The sequence below is a fragment of the Parabacteroides sp. 52 genome, from assembly GCF_010500925.1.
GTDB lineage: Bacteria > Bacteroidota > Bacteroidia > Bacteroidales > Tannerellaceae > QVMG01.
Genome location: NZ_QVMG01000005.1, coordinates 100,717 through 117,149 on the forward strand (window position 1 = coordinate 100,717; position 16,433 = coordinate 117,149).

Annotated in this window: 10 protein-coding genes; 7 read left to right on the forward strand and 3 right to left on the reverse strand. The window is 43.2% G+C overall.

Annotated elements, in window-relative coordinates; genetic code table 11:
- Nucleotides 1–203: 203 nt before the first annotated feature.
- From D0T51_RS05045 to D0T51_RS05075, 7 genes are all read left to right on the forward strand, one after another.
- Nucleotides 204–4,100, forward strand: a complete 3,897-nt coding sequence (locus tag D0T51_RS05045) for a two-component regulator propeller domain-containing protein (RefSeq protein WP_163726042.1) — start codon at nt 204–206, stop codon at nt 4,098–4,100.
- Between the two features lie 132 nt (nt 4,101–4,232).
- Nucleotides 4,233–5,174 (forward strand): ROK family protein, encoded by a 942-nt coding sequence (locus tag D0T51_RS05050; RefSeq protein ID WP_163726045.1) that lies wholly within the window; start codon nt 4,233–4,235, stop codon nt 5,172–5,174.
- A gap of 284 nt (nt 5,175–5,458) precedes the next feature.
- Entirely contained in the window at nt 5,459–6,400 is a 942-nt protein-coding gene (gene mdh, locus D0T51_RS05055; RefSeq protein ID WP_163726048.1) for a malate dehydrogenase, read from the forward strand.
- 301 nt (nt 6,401–6,701) lie between these two features.
- Nucleotides 6,702–7,550, forward strand: coding sequence for a prephenate dehydratase (locus tag D0T51_RS05060; protein WP_163726140.1), 849 nt, complete (start codon nt 6,702–6,704; stop codon nt 7,548–7,550).
- Entirely contained in the window at nt 7,525–8,709 is a 1,185-nt protein-coding gene (locus tag D0T51_RS05065; RefSeq protein WP_163726052.1) for a pyridoxal phosphate-dependent aminotransferase, read from the forward strand. The genes D0T51_RS05060 and D0T51_RS05065 overlap by 26 nt, the downstream gene beginning before the upstream one ends.
- Nucleotides 8,710–8,718: 9 nt before the next feature.
- On the forward strand, nt 8,719–9,789 hold the full coding sequence (locus tag D0T51_RS05070) for a bifunctional 3-deoxy-7-phosphoheptulonate synthase/chorismate mutase type II (protein WP_163726055.1): 1,071 nt from the start codon (nt 8,719–8,721) through the stop codon (nt 9,787–9,789).
- Nucleotides 9,786–10,559, forward strand: coding sequence for a prephenate dehydrogenase/arogenate dehydrogenase family protein (locus tag D0T51_RS05075; protein ID WP_163726058.1), 774 nt, complete (start codon nt 9,786–9,788; stop codon nt 10,557–10,559). The genes D0T51_RS05070 and D0T51_RS05075 overlap by 4 nt, the downstream gene beginning before the upstream one ends.
- A 114-nt stretch (nt 10,560–10,673) precedes the next feature.
- On the opposite strand, the gene D0T51_RS05080 is transcribed toward D0T51_RS05075, so the two are convergent.
- The 3 genes from D0T51_RS05080 to D0T51_RS05090 all read right to left on the reverse strand — a co-directional run bounded on the left by D0T51_RS05080 (nt 10,674) and on the right by D0T51_RS05090 (nt 16,414).
- On the reverse strand, nt 10,674–13,028 hold the full coding sequence (locus D0T51_RS05080; protein WP_163726060.1) for an ABC transporter permease: 2,355 nt from the start codon (nt 13,026–13,028) through the stop codon (nt 10,674–10,676).
- Nucleotides 13,029–13,169: 141 nt separating this feature from the next.
- Nucleotides 13,170–13,850 carry an ABC transporter ATP-binding protein gene (locus tag D0T51_RS05085; protein ID WP_163726063.1) on the reverse strand — a complete coding sequence of 227 codons (681 nt, stop codon included), beginning with the start codon at nt 13,848–13,850 and terminating at the stop codon, nt 13,170–13,172.
- Nucleotides 13,851–14,050: 200 nt separating this feature from the next.
- The gene (locus tag D0T51_RS05090; protein ID WP_163726065.1) at nt 14,051–16,414 is read right to left on the reverse strand and encodes an ABC transporter permease; all 2,364 of its coding nucleotides are present in this window, start codon (nt 16,412–16,414) and stop codon (nt 14,051–14,053) included.
- Nucleotides 16,415–16,433 lie beyond the last annotated feature (19 nt).

Sequence of the window (16,433 nt, forward strand, 5' to 3'; positions counted from 1 at the left end):
CTTGTTTTTTACTCATATTCATTAGGGTCGAAATAAAAAAGAAAGAACCAGACAAACAACCTTGCAAATATATATTTTTTTCACTCTGAAAAAGCTGTAGCCCTTGATTCTAACAGATAACAATACTTTTTTGATAATTATTAAACCTTTTTTCTCAACTATAATACGTAGTATTGCAGTCGAAAAGGGCACAAACAAAATTCATGAGAAAGCCACAACTAATCATACTACTCTTTCTTATCTGTTGGGGAAAGATATTTGCCGGATCTTTCCGGCATTTAAACAGAGAAAATGGATTAAGTAGCCGACAGGTCTTTCAGGTAACCCAAGACGCCTCCGGTTATGTATGGCTATTCACCCATATGGGCGTCGACCGCTATGACGGCAGTGAGTTCAGACATTATAAGTTGGACCCGACATGGGAAGCCAAAGACCATATCCTATCCTCCACCAGCATGAATTGTGACAGACAAGGCAATGTATGGATATCGATAAAGAACGGATATGTTTACACCTATGATAAAAAGACGGATACATTTGTCTTAAAGATAAATTTGTCCGACTATTTCCCGGAGCCTCCCGCATTGAACGATCTCTTATTCGACACAGAGGATCGTTGCTGGCTCTGTCTATCCACCGGTCTTTATCGGTTCGACCTGAACACCAGCCAACTCCTGCCTGTCGAGGCGTTTTCAAATGAAAATATAACAAAGATCATACAAACGCAGAACCAGGAGTTCTTTATAGGGACCCATAGCCATCTTTACACATTCAAAAACGCTCCGGACTCAGCCCTCTCTCCCCAAAGAGTCACACTCCCGAAAGAGGTACGGATCGAAACATTGTTTATGGCCTTCGGTAAGCTCTATGTGGGTACATTTTCTGACAGTGCTTTTGCCATAGACCTGCACACGGGCCAGATAACCTCCTTCGCCGATTGTATACCGGCCGTTCCTATCCGCGCATTTGCCTCGGCAGGAAAAAACGACATCTTTGTCGGAACGGACGGCTCCGGCCTCTACCGTATCGCTGCCGATACGGACACATTACTTACACGTTATATATCCCAAAAAGATGAAGAAGGTAGCTTAAGCGGAAATACCATATCCGATATGTTTGTCGATGAGCGCAATTGTGTATGGATCAGCACCTCAACAAATGCCATCAGCATACTCGACCCAGAGCAGCCTGATATTCAATGGATAAAGCATGAATACGGGAACTCTAATTCGCTGGAGTCCAATCACGTGAACACCCTCCTGCAGGATTCCGACAGAGACATATGGTATGGGACCAACAACGGAGTAAGCCTCTACCGAAATAAACAAAAGAAATGGACTCATTTCCTGGATGACAAAGGAGGAAACACAGACCATTCCTCTGTGGTTCTTACCCTTTGTGAAGATAAAGAGAAAAATATCTGGGTGGGAGGATATGGTATTGGTGTTTTTCGTATTCAGAAGGCTAACGGAACAATTGAGAAGATAAAAAAAAGAAACAATCCCTCCGAACAGGGTATTTCTACCGATTATGTATACTCCATTTATGCGGAAGGCGAGAATATATGGTTCGGAGGCATCGAAGAAGACTTGACCAGGTACAATATAAGGACAAAAACCTATACGTATTATCCCATCAATTGCATTGGAGACATCAAACCGGGGAATGACAATCTGTTATTGCTTGCCGGTTGTGGCGGATTGGCCTTTTTCAATAAAACCAATGGAGAAACACTATGGCTTAAAAAGTTCAATGAGACGACCCTGCATTATCCCATTCGTTGTCTTATACAAGCATCCTCCGGCCATATATGGATGGCGACAGACGGAGAAGGGCTTATCTGTTTCAACCCCACTACCAAAGAATCCGAGATTTATACAACGGAAAACGGATTGGGCTCTAATGCCATCAACAGCCTGTTGGAAGACAATGGAGGAAATATATGGTTTACAACAGAAAAGGATTTATACCGCCTGCATGCACAGACTCAAACAATCACCAATATGAATGAAATTTCAGGAACCGGATGGGGGCATTTCAATCCCAACGCCTGCCTGAAATTCACCAATGGGGATATAACCTTCGGTACAGCCGAAGGGGCCGTCCGCTTTGCTCCCGATTTTAACATGGAGCAGGAAGACCGGATACAGGTTATCCTGACCGACTTCAAACTACTTTATGAATCGATTCAGGCAGGCACAGAAGGAGCTCCTCTGGAAAAAGCGATCAACGAGACTTCAGCCGTGTCCCTATCGTATATACAAAACTCTTTCTCTATCTCTTTTTCTTCGATCAATTTTGTGCGTCCGCATCAGATAGCCTATACGTATAGGCTGGAAAACTACGATACCGACTGGCGCCAGGCCGGTTCCATGCACACGGTCGATTATATGAACCTGAAACCAGGCAAATACCTCTTCCAACTCAAAGCGGTCAATAAATATACCCAAAAAGTGTTGGGGGAACGTTTCTTGGAGATACATATCGGTAAACCATTCTGGGCATCGGGATTAGCCTATTTACTTTATGTCGTACTCATCGTTTGGGTTATCCTATTGTTTATCCAATACGGAAGAAACAAGATCGCAAAGCATAATGCCAAAGAAAAGATTCGCTTTTTCATCGATATAGCCCATGATATACGCACACCGGTGACACTTATAAAAGCACCATTGAGCGAATTGGAGACACAGGAGAACTTGTCCGAAGAAGGGAAAAAGTCGCTTTCCATAGCTACAAAAAATGCCGATAAATTGTTTTTGATGGTGACGCAACTGCTCGACCTCCAGAAGGCAGACCTGGATGCCGAAAAGATGATCCTGGCACCACAGGATCTAAACCGTTATATGCAGGAAAAAGTGACCGCTTTCCGTATGGCTGCTATACAAAAAAACATAGACCTCCTTTTAAGGATCGACCCTCTTTTTCCGGAAGTATGGTTTGATAAAGGGAAAATGGATAAAATCATGGATAATATGCTTTCCAATGCGATCAAATATACGGAAGAAGGTTTCATATCCATTATAGCTAAACATACGCAGAACAAATGGACAATAGAGATTCAGGATACAGGCATTGGCATCCCGGCAAATGAACAGAAGAACCTGTTCAAACAGTTTTACAGAGCCGAAAATGCCATTAACTCAAATGAAAGCGGCTCAGGTATCGGCTTGATCCTGACCCAAAAATTGATGCAATTGCATGAGGGTAGTCTGACATTCTCCAGCACAGAAAACAAAGGTTCTTCTTTCATACTCACTTTCCCGTTAAAAAGGAAGTTGGCCAGACCTATTGAAAAAACACCCGAAGCAACAGATCTCTCCCCAGATGCATACACCTCCTTTACCCCTACCGGGAAAGAAGTATTGTTACTGGCCGAGGACAACGACGATATGCGTGAATACCTGACCGATAGTCTTTCGAAAGAGTATCAGGTCGTCAGTGTCACAGATGGGAAAAAGGCCCTGGAGCTGGCAAAAGAAATCAATCCGGATATTATCATTTCCGATATACTGATGCCTGTTTTACGGGGAGATGAGATATGCCGGATCCTGAAATCCTCTATCGAAACAAGCCATATCCCCTTCATCCTGTTGTCGGCATTGAGTGAAAAAGAAAATGTTATTATGGGATTGGAAGCCGGTGCAAATGATTACATAATCAAACCTTTTGACTTTAGCGTTCTCAAAGTCCGCATACGTAATATCCTTCAGAACAGAGAACAATTACGCAAAACCGTACTTTCTCCTGATGCCGAAATGGAAGATACCGATTATGCCACTTTGTTAGACAAAGAGTTTCTTGACAAAGCGATCCGCATCATCAATGCCGAACTGAATAATCCGGACTTTTCCATCAATGACTTCTGCCGTATGTTGGGCATGAGCCGAACTTCCGTATATAATAAGATAAAGAGCCTTACAGACCAGGGGCCTAACGACTTTATACGAATCATCCGCCTGAACAAAGCCAAAGAATTACTCCGTTCCAAAAAGTATACGATCAGTGAAGTAGCGTATATGGTGGGCTTTTCAGATCCTAAGTATTTCAGTACCAGCTTCAAAAAACAATTCGGAACCAGCCCCAGCAAAGCGGAATAATACCGGTTTAACAAGAATTCAACCTTTTTTGTCAGCAATTAAACCTCTGCCAGGAGCATTGTATGTAGTATTGCGAAGAAAAACAATGGCTACCATTTGTTATCAATGCAAATAAAATAAAGTCTAACAGAAATGGATACGTATTTAGCTCTTGACATGGGAGGGACCAAACTATTGATCGGCGAATTGGATAAGCGGGGAAATATATTGAAGTATAAAAAATATGACTCCGGATACTTCAACCAGCAGGCCGCATTAACCATTATAAAAGAGTCATTAGACGACTATATAAATACGGTAGGATGGACAAAAAACAAACCCATAGCCATGGGCGTCGGGTTGATCGGACGTGTCGACCCCGTTCAGGGCATATGGCTACAGATCGACCCCTCCCGAAGCCAACCGATACCTTTAGCCAAAGAATTGGTTGACTTATACGGTATCCCCTGTCAGATCGACAATGATGTGAAAAGCGCGACACGGGCAGAACGGCATTTCGGTTTCGGACAAATATCCAAGAACTTTATCTATATAAATATAGGAACAGGAATCGCTGCCGGATTCGTTGTCAACGGAAGACAGATAAGAGGCAGCCACTTCAACGCCGGCGAGGTCGGACATACGCAGGTTGGTGTTAACGTAGGTATTCGGTGCGGTTGTGGACGCATGGATTGTGTGGAACGCATAGCCTCCGGCATTGGCTTCGATCAATGTGCACGGTTCTTAAACCAACAGATGGAAACCAAACTCCATATTCCTACCGATTCGGGAGAACGTATCCTTGTCAATGAGGTATTTGCATTGAGTCAGAAAGGAGATCCTTTATGCGTACAATTGGTGGAGAATGCCTCACAGGCATTGGCCAATCTGATTATGAATCTGGTAAGAGTAAGTGATCCGGATACTGTTGTTTTAGGCGGAGGCATTGTCTCGGATGGCTATATGCACAGCCAGATACTAGAGAAGCTCAACCCTACCACGATTCGTTTTGTAAGTAACGGAGTTGTTCTCACGAAGCTCAACCCGGACTTCATCGGATTGATGGGAGCCGGTGCCGTCGCCATGAATGTATAAAATGAAAACCATCCATTATAGATGTATTACAAAAAGGAATCAACAGACCACTAATGTGTAAAAGCGAAACCAAAACCGCTGCTCAAGACACGGAAGAATCCCTCTTCCGTGTCTTCTTTTTCTCCCCTCCTCTTTCTAACCCTGTGAACGATTTAGCGATATTTAAGATTGTATCTTACAAAATATTTATGGAAAAATTTCTTTATTGAGCAATACATCGTACCTTTGTCTGGTTCTTAATGAATGAGAATTTTGTAACGTAAAACATATAAAACGAATTAATTATGTCTAAAGTAACAGTTGTTGGCGCCGGTAATGTAGGTGCTACTTGTGCAAATGTTCTTGCCTTCAATGAAGTGGCAGACGAAGTAGTAATGCTGGATGTGAAAGAAGGTGTTTCTGAAGGGAAAGCAATGGATATGATGCAAACAGCTCAACTGCTGGGTTTTGATAGTACAGTAGTCGGTTGTACCAATGATTATGCCCAAACAGCCAATTCAGATGTTATTATCATTACTTCCGGTATACCTCGTAAACCGGGTATGACACGTGAAGAATTGATCGGTGTAAATGCCGGCATTGTAAAGAATGTAGCGGAAAGTGCTTTAAAATATTCTCCCAACGCTATCCTGGTTGTTATCTCTAACCCAATGGATACAATGACTTACCTGGCATTGAAATCATTAGGCTTACCTAAAAACCGTATCATCGGTATGGGAGGTGCTTTAGATTGTTCTCGTTTCAAATATTACCTGGCTCAGGCTTTAGGTTGCAACGCAAACGAAGTGGAAGGTATGGTTATCGGTGGTCATGGGGATACAACTATGATTCCTTTGGCTCGTTTAGCTACTTACAAAGGAATCCCTGTCAGTCAACTGCTTAGCAAAGAAAAACTGGACGAAGTAGTAAAAGCAACCATGGTAGGTGGAGCTACACTGACTGGTCTTTTAGGCACTTCTGCTTGGTATGCACCGGGTGCTGCCGGAGCATTGGTGGCTGAATCCATCATCCACAACCAACGGAAAATGATCCCTTGTTCGGTTGCGTTGGAAGGTGAATATGGCGAAAGCGATATCTGTATCGGTGTTCCTGTAATCTTAGGAAAGAACGGTATCGAAGAAGTGGTTAAACTCGAACTGAATGCAGAAGAAAAAGAATTATTTGCAAAAAGTGCAGCAGCTGTTAAAGCAACAAACGCTGTATTGAAAGAAATCAATGTATTATAATATTTTTCACTTTTTGTTTGCATATTCAAAATAATGCCTACTTTTGTAGCCAACAAATAGACAATTGAAAGAGATGAATCAATTTAGCTTTACATACTTTTATTTTTACTTTTATTTTAGCAGAATAAAGGCAGGAATTTGTATGTAAATAATTGATGAATTGAATATCAATAAATAAAATAGAAAGTCCTGCCGAATACGGTGGGACTTTTTTTTATGTCATAAACAACAGAACAGATTCAATGGGATCAGACTCTTCTGCATTTGAAGAGTGATCCATTAAATAGAAAAAAAGAGGATGATGACAAAAAAGAAAGTAGCCATTCAAGGAATAATTGGTTCCTATCATGATATTGCTGCCCGTAATTACTTCGAAGAAGAAGAGGTGGAGATTATCGGTTGTGATACCTTCCGGGAAGTGATCGCTTCCGTCAAAAAGGATCCTTCAGTAACAGGGCTTATGGCCATTGAGAACACGATTGCCGGAAGCCTGTTGCAGAATCATGAATTGATACGTGAAAGCGGACTAAAGGTTATAGGAGAATACAAGCTGCGGATCTCCCACTCCCTGGTTGCACTCCCGGGAACCTCTATCCAAGAGATAGAAGAAATCAACTCCCACCCCATTGCATTGATGCAATGTACCGAATTTCTGGATACCCTGCCACATGCTAAGGTAGTAGAAAAAGGCGATACGGCCATGAGTGCCCGCAGGATAATAGAGAAACAATTAAAAGGACATGCCGCAATCTGTAGCAAATGGGCCGCACAGATATACCATATGGAGGTATTGGCCGAAGGCATTGAAACCAATAAACGAAACTTTACCCGTTTCCTGGCGATTGCCGACCGCTGGAGTGCTGAAGAGTCCATGAGAAAAGATGAAATCAACAAATCTTCTGTTGTTTTCGCTCTTCCTCATACAGCCGGTAGCCTTTCCAAAGTATTGTCTATCCTTTCCTTTTACGACATGAATCTTTCAAAGATTCAATCCTTGCCTATCGTGGGGCGTGAATGGGAATACCTCTTCTACATTGACCTTACCTTTACCGACTATACCCGCTACAAACAAGCGTTGGATGCCATTATACCATTAACAAAAGACTTTAATATATTAGGAGAATATGCAGAAGGAAAACAAAGTGTGTAAGATTCAACCCGCAACACGCGTAAGTAACGTACAGGAATACTACTTCTCCAAAAAACTGAAAGAAGTGGCGCAAATGAATGCTGCCGGAAAGAATGTCATCAATCTGGGTGTTGGCAGCCCCGATCTTCCTCCTTCGGAAGAGGCGATTGATGCTTTATGTCAACATGCTCACAACTCATACGAACATGGTTATCAACCCTATATGGGCATACCGGAACTTCGTAAAGGTTTCTGCGACTGGTATAAAAAATGGTATCAGGTTGAGATCGATCCGAACACCGAAATACAACCTCTGATAGGATCAAAAGAAGGCATCCTACATGTCTCTCTGGCTTTTCTGAATCCGGGAGACAGCGTATTGGTACCCAATCCGGGATACCCCACCTACACCTCTGTAAGCAAATTGGTGCAAGCCCATATCATTCCTTATGATTTAAAAGAAGAATCCGGATGGATGCCCGATTGGGAGGCATTGGAAAAAATGGATCTCAGCAAAGTGAAACTGATGTGGATCAATTATCCGAATATGCCAACAGGAGCCAATGCTACGATGGATTTGTTTGAGAAATTGGTTAACTTTGGGCGTCGCCACGGTATCATTATCTGTAATGATAACCCGTACAGTTTCATTCTGAATGATCAGCCCCTGAGTATATTAAGTGTGCCGGGAGCCAAGGACATATGTATCGAGATGAATTCCATGAGTAAATCGCACAATATGTCCGGATGGCGTATAGCAATGCTGGCAACAAATGCTCAATTTATCCAATGGATACTGAAAGTAAAAAGCAATGTCGACTCCGGTCAGTTCAAGCCGATGCAATACGCTGCCGTGGAGGCATTAAACGCTCCGAAAGAGTGGTATGAGACAGTGAACAAAACCTATCGCAAACGGCGTGTCCTGGCCAGCCAGATTATAGATGCGCTCGGATGTACATACGACGGGAGCCAGGTTGGCCTCTTCCTTTGGGCACGTATACCTGAAACCATGGAGAATGCAGAGGTTTTGGCTGACAAGGTTTTGTATGAGTCAAATGTATTTATCACGCCCGGATCCGTCTTCGGAAGCCAGGGTAAAAACTATATCCGAATCTCTCTCTGCTGTAATGAAGAGATATTCGAGCAAGCATTAAACCGGATAAAAAAAATAATTAAATAAGATATACAGATGAAAATGGAATTAGAATCAATCGTTTTGCCGGGTATCGACCCGAGCCGCCCCATCGTCATATCAGGCCCTTGCAGTGCAGAAACAGAAGAACAAGTGATGCAGACAGCCAAAGGACTTGCTGCCAGAGGCATCAAAATATTCCGCGCAGGGATATGGAAACCCCGTACCAAACCCGGAGGATTCGAAGGTGTCGGCACCCTGGGTTTACCCTGGTTGAAACGGGTAAAAGAAGAAACAGGCATGTACATAGCTACCGAAGTAGCTACCAAAGATCATGTTACCGAAGCACTCCAAGCCGGTATCGATATGGTATGGATCGGAGCACGGACAACAGTGAATCCATTTGCCGTACAGGAGATAGCGGACGCATTGAAAGGTGTCGACATACCTGTTCTGATTAAAAACCCGGTCAATCCGGATCTGGAATTATGGATCGGTGCTATCGAGAGAATCTATGGTGCCGGCATCCGTCGGATCGGAGTTATTCATCGTGGGTTCAGCTCATATGATAAAAAGATATACCGTAACCTGCCTCTTTGGCATATCCCGATCGAACTGCATCGCCGGATGCCAGATATTCCGATATTCTGTGACCCCAGTCATATTGGTGGCAAACGCGAGCTCATCGCTCCCCTCTCCCAACAGGCGATGGACCTGAGTTTTGATGGTTTATTGATCGAATCCCATTGCAATCCGGATGCTGCGTGGAGTGATGCCTGTCAGCAAATCACACCGGAAGTATTGGATTATGTACTCAACTTATTAGTCATCCGGGATGTCCACCAAACAACTGAGAATTTAAGTGAACTGCGTCGACAGATTGACAATATAGATGAACAATTATTGGAGTTACTGTCCAAACGCATGCGTATCTCCCGGGAGATTGGTGTGTACAAAAAAGAACATAATATGCCGATTCTCCAATCTCCACGTTATAATGAGATACTGGAAAAACGCTCTGATATGGGAGAAGCCCTGGAACTCAATACCGATTTTGTGAAAGAAATATTACAGGAAATACACGAAGAGTCTGTTCGTCAACAGATGATAATCATGAATCAACAATGAAAATACTTATCCTGGGTGCCGGAAAGATGGGATCTTTCTTCACCGACCTGTTGAGCTTCGACCATGAGGTCGCTGTACTGGAAAGCGACCCAAAACGAATGCGCTTTATTTACAACGCCCTCCGCTTTCAACACGTGGAGGAGATTGCAACGTTTGCTCCTGAACTGGTCATCAACTGCGTTACATTAAACTATACCATAGAGGCTTTCAAAAATATATTACCCTACCTGCCTCCTTATTGTATTATCTCCGACATTGCCTCGGTTAAAACAAATCTGAAAGAATTCTATGAACATTGTGGCTTTCCTTATGTGTCTACCCACCCAATGTTCGGTCCTACTTTTGCTAATTTGGGTAACCTGGCCAAAGAAAATACCATCATCATTTCCGAGGGTGACCATTTAGGTAAGATTTTCTTTAAAGACCTATATGCCAGCCTGCATTTGAATATCTGTGAATATACGTTCGAAGAGCATGACAGTGTTGTTGCCTATTCCCTGGGAATACCTTTTGCCTCTACGATTGTCTTCGCAGCCACAATGAAACATCAGGATGCTCCGGGCACTACTTTCAAACGACATATGAAAATCGCCCGGGGACTCTTCTCCGAAGACGATTATCTACTGACGGAAATCCTCTTCAATCCCCGTACTCCTAACCAAATCAAACGGATACAGGAAGAACTCTCTTCTTTACAGGATATCATACAAAAGAAAGACTCCGAAGCCATGAAAGCCTATCTGAAAAAGATTCGGAAAAACATTGAATAGTAATGACAAATAACGATTAACGATTAGAGGTTAGTGATTAGTGGTTAGTGATTAACCCAAAAGTCTTACCGCTTGCGCCATTAATCACTAAACACTAACCACTAACCACTATTTTTATTCCGTTTTGATCGAGTCCACCGGATTGGCATCGGCCACGCGCCAGCTCTGGAAGGTAACGGTAGCGATGGTGATAGCCGTGATCAATAGGAAGGAGAAGAGGTATATCCACCAGTACATGGGCGTGCGGTAAGCAAAGCCTTCCAGCCAACGCGATACGGCATACCAGGCAATAGGCGCGGCAATGACAAAACAGATCGCCAGGATCTTCACATAGCGGCTGTTAAACATTGCCAGTATCTGTCCGGTTGTTGAGCCCAACACCTTGCGCACACCAATCTCTTTGCGTTTGTATTCGCTCTCGAACACCACCAGACCAAACACACCAACCAGCGAGATCAATACAGCTATCAGGCTAAACCAGGTGATCAGCGAGGTGATCCGTTGCTCTTTCATATAGACATAGTTTATTACATCATCGTAGAAAGTCACATTAAAGATATAGTCGGGAGATATTTCTTCCAGTTTGGCTTGCACCATCTCCATCTCTTTGAATATATCCGAGCCTGCCTTTATCTTTATATACGCCCACTCGTTTTGCCAAATGCGATAGTCCTGGTCGCCTATCAGGTAGAATGCCATGGGTTCGATAGCTTTACGCATTGTGGTTACATTCAGGTCAGGAATAAATCCTATCACTTCGCCATCATCGCTAAGTTTGTCCCCTAATGATAATTCAAGATCCTTTTTAGCCCTTTCATTAAAGAGAAAAAACAAATTGTCCGATTTCTTATCAGAAGGCAGGAAGTTACGTCCTTCGAGTAGTGGGATATTCATTGTCTCCAGGAAATCAGTGCCCACAGCAATTGCCTGAAACATGACTTTTCTTTCGCTTATTTCACGCATCCAGGTAGAATGTATATCAGTCCCGGAGAGAAGAGTCCCGGCATAGCTGACACTCTCTACCGCAGGCGACTCCTTAAGCTTGTTCGTGAAGGTCTGCAGAGAATTGCGCACATCGTTATTCAGGTTTGCCACAATCACCCTATCTTTGTCGAATCCCATAGCTGATCGCTGCATGAAACCTACCTGTAGATACATAAACAGAGCCACAATGATCAAGGCAAAAGAGGCTACAAACTGAACGCCTACCAAAGCATTGCGCAACTGTCGTCCTTTAGGAGAAAGACCAAAAGAGCCTTTTAATACTAAAGCCGGTGCAAAAGAGGTCATATAAAAAGCTGGGTAGACACCGGCTATAAGACCGACCAACAGGGCAATAATCCCTGTACCGATAAGGATATCCGCATGCCCGCCAAGCGTCATATCTGCACTTATTATCTGTGAGACGGAAGAGGATGCGAGCAGATGCGTAAAGAAAAGAGCCACTCCCCAGGCCAATAGACAGGTCAGTATGGCTTCAGCCACTAACGATTTCCGCAAGTTCTCGTCTGCCGCCCCTAATACCTTCTGCGTATTGATACTCTTGATACGCAAAGGAGTGAGTGCGATGCTGTAGTTTGTAAAGTTGATCACTGCGATCAATAGGATCACAAAGGCAATCGCAAGAAGAACAGCGATGGTCGAATAGCTGGTCTTTTCTGTTACTTCGTCAAATTCGGTATGTGTATTAAAATGTATGTCGCGTAAAGGAACTATTTTATAGTCAACCTGAAGCCCTAACGTTTGTTCAGAGCTCTCTTCCTTTTTCTTCGCACAAAACTCATCTAATATATGTTGGAAATCAGTGCCGGGTGATACGCGTACATAGCCGGCATAATTAAAGTTTCCCCAGTTATCGTTATTCTCCTTATCATTCATTTTCCGGTGAATCACATTTTGCATACTGCTGTTTGTCGGAAAATCTTTATACACGCCTCCGATAGTCCATTGCTGTCCTTCGTTCAGTAGTTGTTTGTCGATAGCCGATTCCTCTCCGAACACTTTGTTCGCCAGGCTTTGTGGAATCAGTACAGTGTTGGGTTCATGAATCTTATCGATACTACCCTCTACCATATCGAACTGAAAAACACGCATATAATCGAAGGAAACACTCTTTATATTTCCTTTAAAGGAGTTTCTTATCCCCCCTTTTTCAACAACAAAAGGCCAATCATTCATCGCCTCCATTCCGGAACTAACGGCTGCAGCCTCGACGTATGGCGAAAAAGCTTTCAACCCTTCCAACAACGGGCGTGGCACTATTCCTAACTGACGGCCTTCAAAGCGAGCTTCCACCCGGTAGATATCATCGGTATTCGGGTCTTGACTATCAAATTTCAGATCCCATAAGACCTGCATCATAATGATGATAATAGCCGTAAAAGCAACGGAAAGACCTAATACGTTAAGCAATGTCGCCATTTTGAAGCGGCGGATTACACTGAGGAAATTGCGGATAATTGTTTTCATAAGATTGAAGAAGCCCCTTTAACCTCCCCAAAGGGTAGGCTTTCAAAGCGTATTTAATGTGATAGTTTCTGTAATTCTCTCTTCAAAGCTCCCTTTCTTCCTCCCCTCTCTTGTGCTGGGGGGAGGCCGATAGGGTCGTTATCAAATAAACTCACTCACAGAAGAAACGACACTACCGTCGAACAGGTTGATTACGCGGTGTGCGTAGCTGGCATCATGTTTGGAGTGAGTCACCATAATGATGGTTGTTCCTTCTTTGTTCAGTTCTGTCAACAGATCCATCACTTCCAAGCCGTTCTTCGAGTCGAGGTTACCAGTCGGCTCATCCGCTAAAATCATCTTGGGGTTGGAAACGACAGCGCGGGCGATGGCGACACGCTGTTGTTGTCCTCCGGAGAGCTGCTGGGGGAAGTGGTGCGAACGGTGACTGATATTCATTCTTTTAAGTATATCGTTCACCATTTGTTTGCGCTCAGAGGATTTAATATTCAAATAAGTAAGGGGTAACTCTACATTTTCAAACACATTCAATTCATCAATCAGGTTAAAGCTTTGAAAGACAAAACCAATATTCCCTTTCCGTACTTGGGTACGTTCTTTTTCTTTTAAATGTCCTACTTCCAGTTCACCCAGGTAATAATCTCCTGATGTTGGGTTATCCAATAGACCTAAGATATTCAACAAGGTCGATTTACCACAACCCGACGGTCCCATTATCGCAACAAACTCTCCATCCTTCACTTCTAAAGAAACATTGTTCAATGCGATCGTTTCTACTTCTTCCGTACGGAACAATTTACTTAAACCTTCAATTTTAATCATGACTGTATTCTTTTAAAAATTTATTATCGTTTTACTTCTCTCGTTCCAAATAGCGTGCCAAAATAGTTATAGTACTGTTTTATAACAAGATAGATAAAAGGCTATTTTTCTCCTCTGTCCAAAAATTAGACAATGATGTATAATTATTAGACAAATCAAGTCGATTTGTTTGTGTCAACAAGTGAATATTCAGGGCAGATTCACTCCGTCCGTAGATACCTGACCGGGTTTTCATTGGCGATATGCCAGGTCCGGAAAGTTACACAAGCTATGATACCTGCCAGAACCATAAAGGCGCAGGAAGCAAAGAGGAAAAAGTCGAGTGGGATCTTTACCGCGAATTGTTGCAACCATTGAATACCGACAATATATGAGATGGCTAATCCCATTAATAAGGCGGGGATGGCAATATATACAACGCCTTTAGTGATAGTGGTTAACACACTCAATACCTGTGCTCCTACAATTTTACGAATCGCTATCTCCTTCTTTCGACGGTTGATCTCATCCTGAGTGAAACCGATCAGGCCTAAGGCGGTGATCAATAAAAGAAAGAGGGAGGCACCCAATATAGAGTTGCGGTATAAAAGTGCATCCTGGTAGTTTTGTGCCAACAATACATCGTAATCGATAAAGAAAGCATTGGGTTTCTCTAATAACTCACGCATCATCGTATTGATCTTTGTCACAACCGCCTCGTCGGTGTCGTGAAGTTTGACCATCACCCGTTCCCATGCGAACAGCCAGTTTTCTTCTCCCATATCCAACGGGAAGAAAGCAACCGGTGGATACAGATCGCCTAACTCTTTCCCGTTCAACGAAGAAATCTTATAATCAGCCATTACACCTATTACCTGCGTCGGTTTATCTTTTCCATTTACCCCCGATAAAAAGGTTTTCCCAACCGGAGAGTCTTCCCATCCCATCTGTTTGACAAACGTTTGATTAACAATAGCACGGGTATATCCGTAACTGTTGTCGCCCACATTCTCTCCTTGTAATAGTTTTATACCCATCGTCGACAAATAATCGCTGTCTGCCCCTATACCCACACAGGGAATAGCATGCGTTTCATCGTCGATATCTATCGCACCCAAGCCTTCCATACCTCTTAGCGGCAGGCAGGAAGCGATGGAAACAGATGCCACTTCCGGCATTTGCTCCAGTTCTGCCTTTAACAAGGCAACCTTTGAACGAGGCACACCCGATATATTCTCCGAATAATACAGATTTCGTGTCTCGTAACCCATATCTACATTTAACAACAGGTCATACTGACGTACTATAATCACCAATAAGGTCACCATAAAGGCTGCCCCTGTGAATTGCGCAAAAAGCAACATACGTTTCCATGAACCTTTATTCGTCGCATACGCCCTAAACAGGTTCGTTACCGGTACTGCAGAGAAGATAACCGCCGGAATAACACCCGCCAGCAACAATAAAGCGATCAACACCAGACCGGCTACCCATAGATTATATACTGAGAATATCGCGGAGAGAGGTGTCTGTATAATACTTTCTATAGGTGCCCGGAAAGCAAAGATTATCAATAAAGCAAAGACCATGGCAATCATAAGGTTCATTATCGTTTCATAGAAGAATATCCGAAAGATATGATTGTCGGATGCTCCATTACATTTATGTACACCTACCGCTTTGGCATGCTTGGCAAGTGATGAGATCGAGATCAATACGTAATTCATCGCCGCAACGAAAAGAAGTGAGAATGCCAGAATACTCAGGATCATCACCAAACGCCTTACATCGCTCAACCCACTGTGTAGCTTCGTGACAGGATAGAGATAAAAATCATGATAGTTACCTTTGGCATTAGCGGCTTTTATATCGATAAACTTCGGCAGTACCTCCTGTATCCGTTTTTCCACCTGCTCCGGTGTGATGCCTGCAGCTAGTTTGATATATCCATAAAATGGATCCGGGTTGCGCCAACCCCGATTGATATACATATTGTTATCCATCGGAATAAACGCAGAGTAGAGCAGGTGACTATTCTCTATATCTGCAAAAATGCCACCCACAGTCAGGCTCTCCCGGTTACGGTAAACAGTCTTTCCGATCGGGTTCTCGTCGCCAAAGAAACGTTTCGCCGTAGAACGGGATAAAAAGATATTGGTAGAGAGTTGCAACAATGCCGGATCCCCTTCCAATAGTTTGATGCCGAAAACATCAAAGAAGTGGCTGTCGGCGACAAGCACTTTCTCCCGGAATACCTTGTCTCCTATATGTAAATAGGTAGGATTGGCTTCACTTAAAGTAGTCGTACCCATTTCTATTTCCGGCAGTTCGGCTTTAAGATCACGTACCACCGGAGCATACAAGCGTGGATTCTGTTCGATCTTCTTTCCATCACCCGATGTTTTTCGGACCAACTGGTATATTCGGTCAGCATCCGGATAGGAGGTATCAAAACTCATCTCGAAAGCCACTTTGGAAAAGAGTACCAGGGCTACTACCAATCCCAAGGTCAATGAAACGACCTTGATCAGATTATTTCCTCTCCCACTCAGTATGTTTTGGGTTGCATAAAAAAACTGCTTCATATCTATTTATTTGTGTTTA

Coding starts and splice junctions, on each gene's coding strand:
- D0T51_RS05090 (WP_163726065.1), bottom strand. CDS start 16,414: ATGAAGCAGTTTTTTTATGCAACCCAAAACATACTGAGTGGGAGAGGA.
- D0T51_RS05070 (WP_163726055.1), top strand. CDS start 8,719: ATGAAAATGGAATTAGAATCAATCGTTTTGCCGGGTATCGACCCGAGC.
- mdh (WP_163726048.1), top strand. CDS start 5,459: ATGTCTAAAGTAACAGTTGTTGGCGCCGGTAATGTAGGTGCTACTTGT.
- D0T51_RS05045 (WP_163726042.1), top strand. CDS start 204: ATGAGAAAGCCACAACTAATCATACTACTCTTTCTTATCTGTTGGGGA.
- D0T51_RS05075 (WP_163726058.1), top strand. CDS start 9,786: ATGAAAATACTTATCCTGGGTGCCGGAAAGATGGGATCTTTCTTCACC.
- D0T51_RS05065 (WP_163726052.1), top strand. CDS start 7,525: ATGCAGAAGGAAAACAAAGTGTGTAAGATTCAACCCGCAACACGCGTA.
- D0T51_RS05085 (WP_163726063.1), bottom strand. CDS start 13,850: ATGATTAAAATTGAAGGTTTAAGTAAATTGTTCCGTACGGAAGAAGTA.
- D0T51_RS05060 (WP_163726140.1), top strand. CDS start 6,702: ATGACAAAAAAGAAAGTAGCCATTCAAGGAATAATTGGTTCCTATCAT.
- D0T51_RS05050 (WP_163726045.1), top strand. CDS start 4,233: ATGGATACGTATTTAGCTCTTGACATGGGAGGGACCAAACTATTGATC.
- D0T51_RS05080 (WP_163726060.1), bottom strand. CDS start 13,028: ATGAAAACAATTATCCGCAATTTCCTCAGTGTAATCCGCCGCTTCAAA.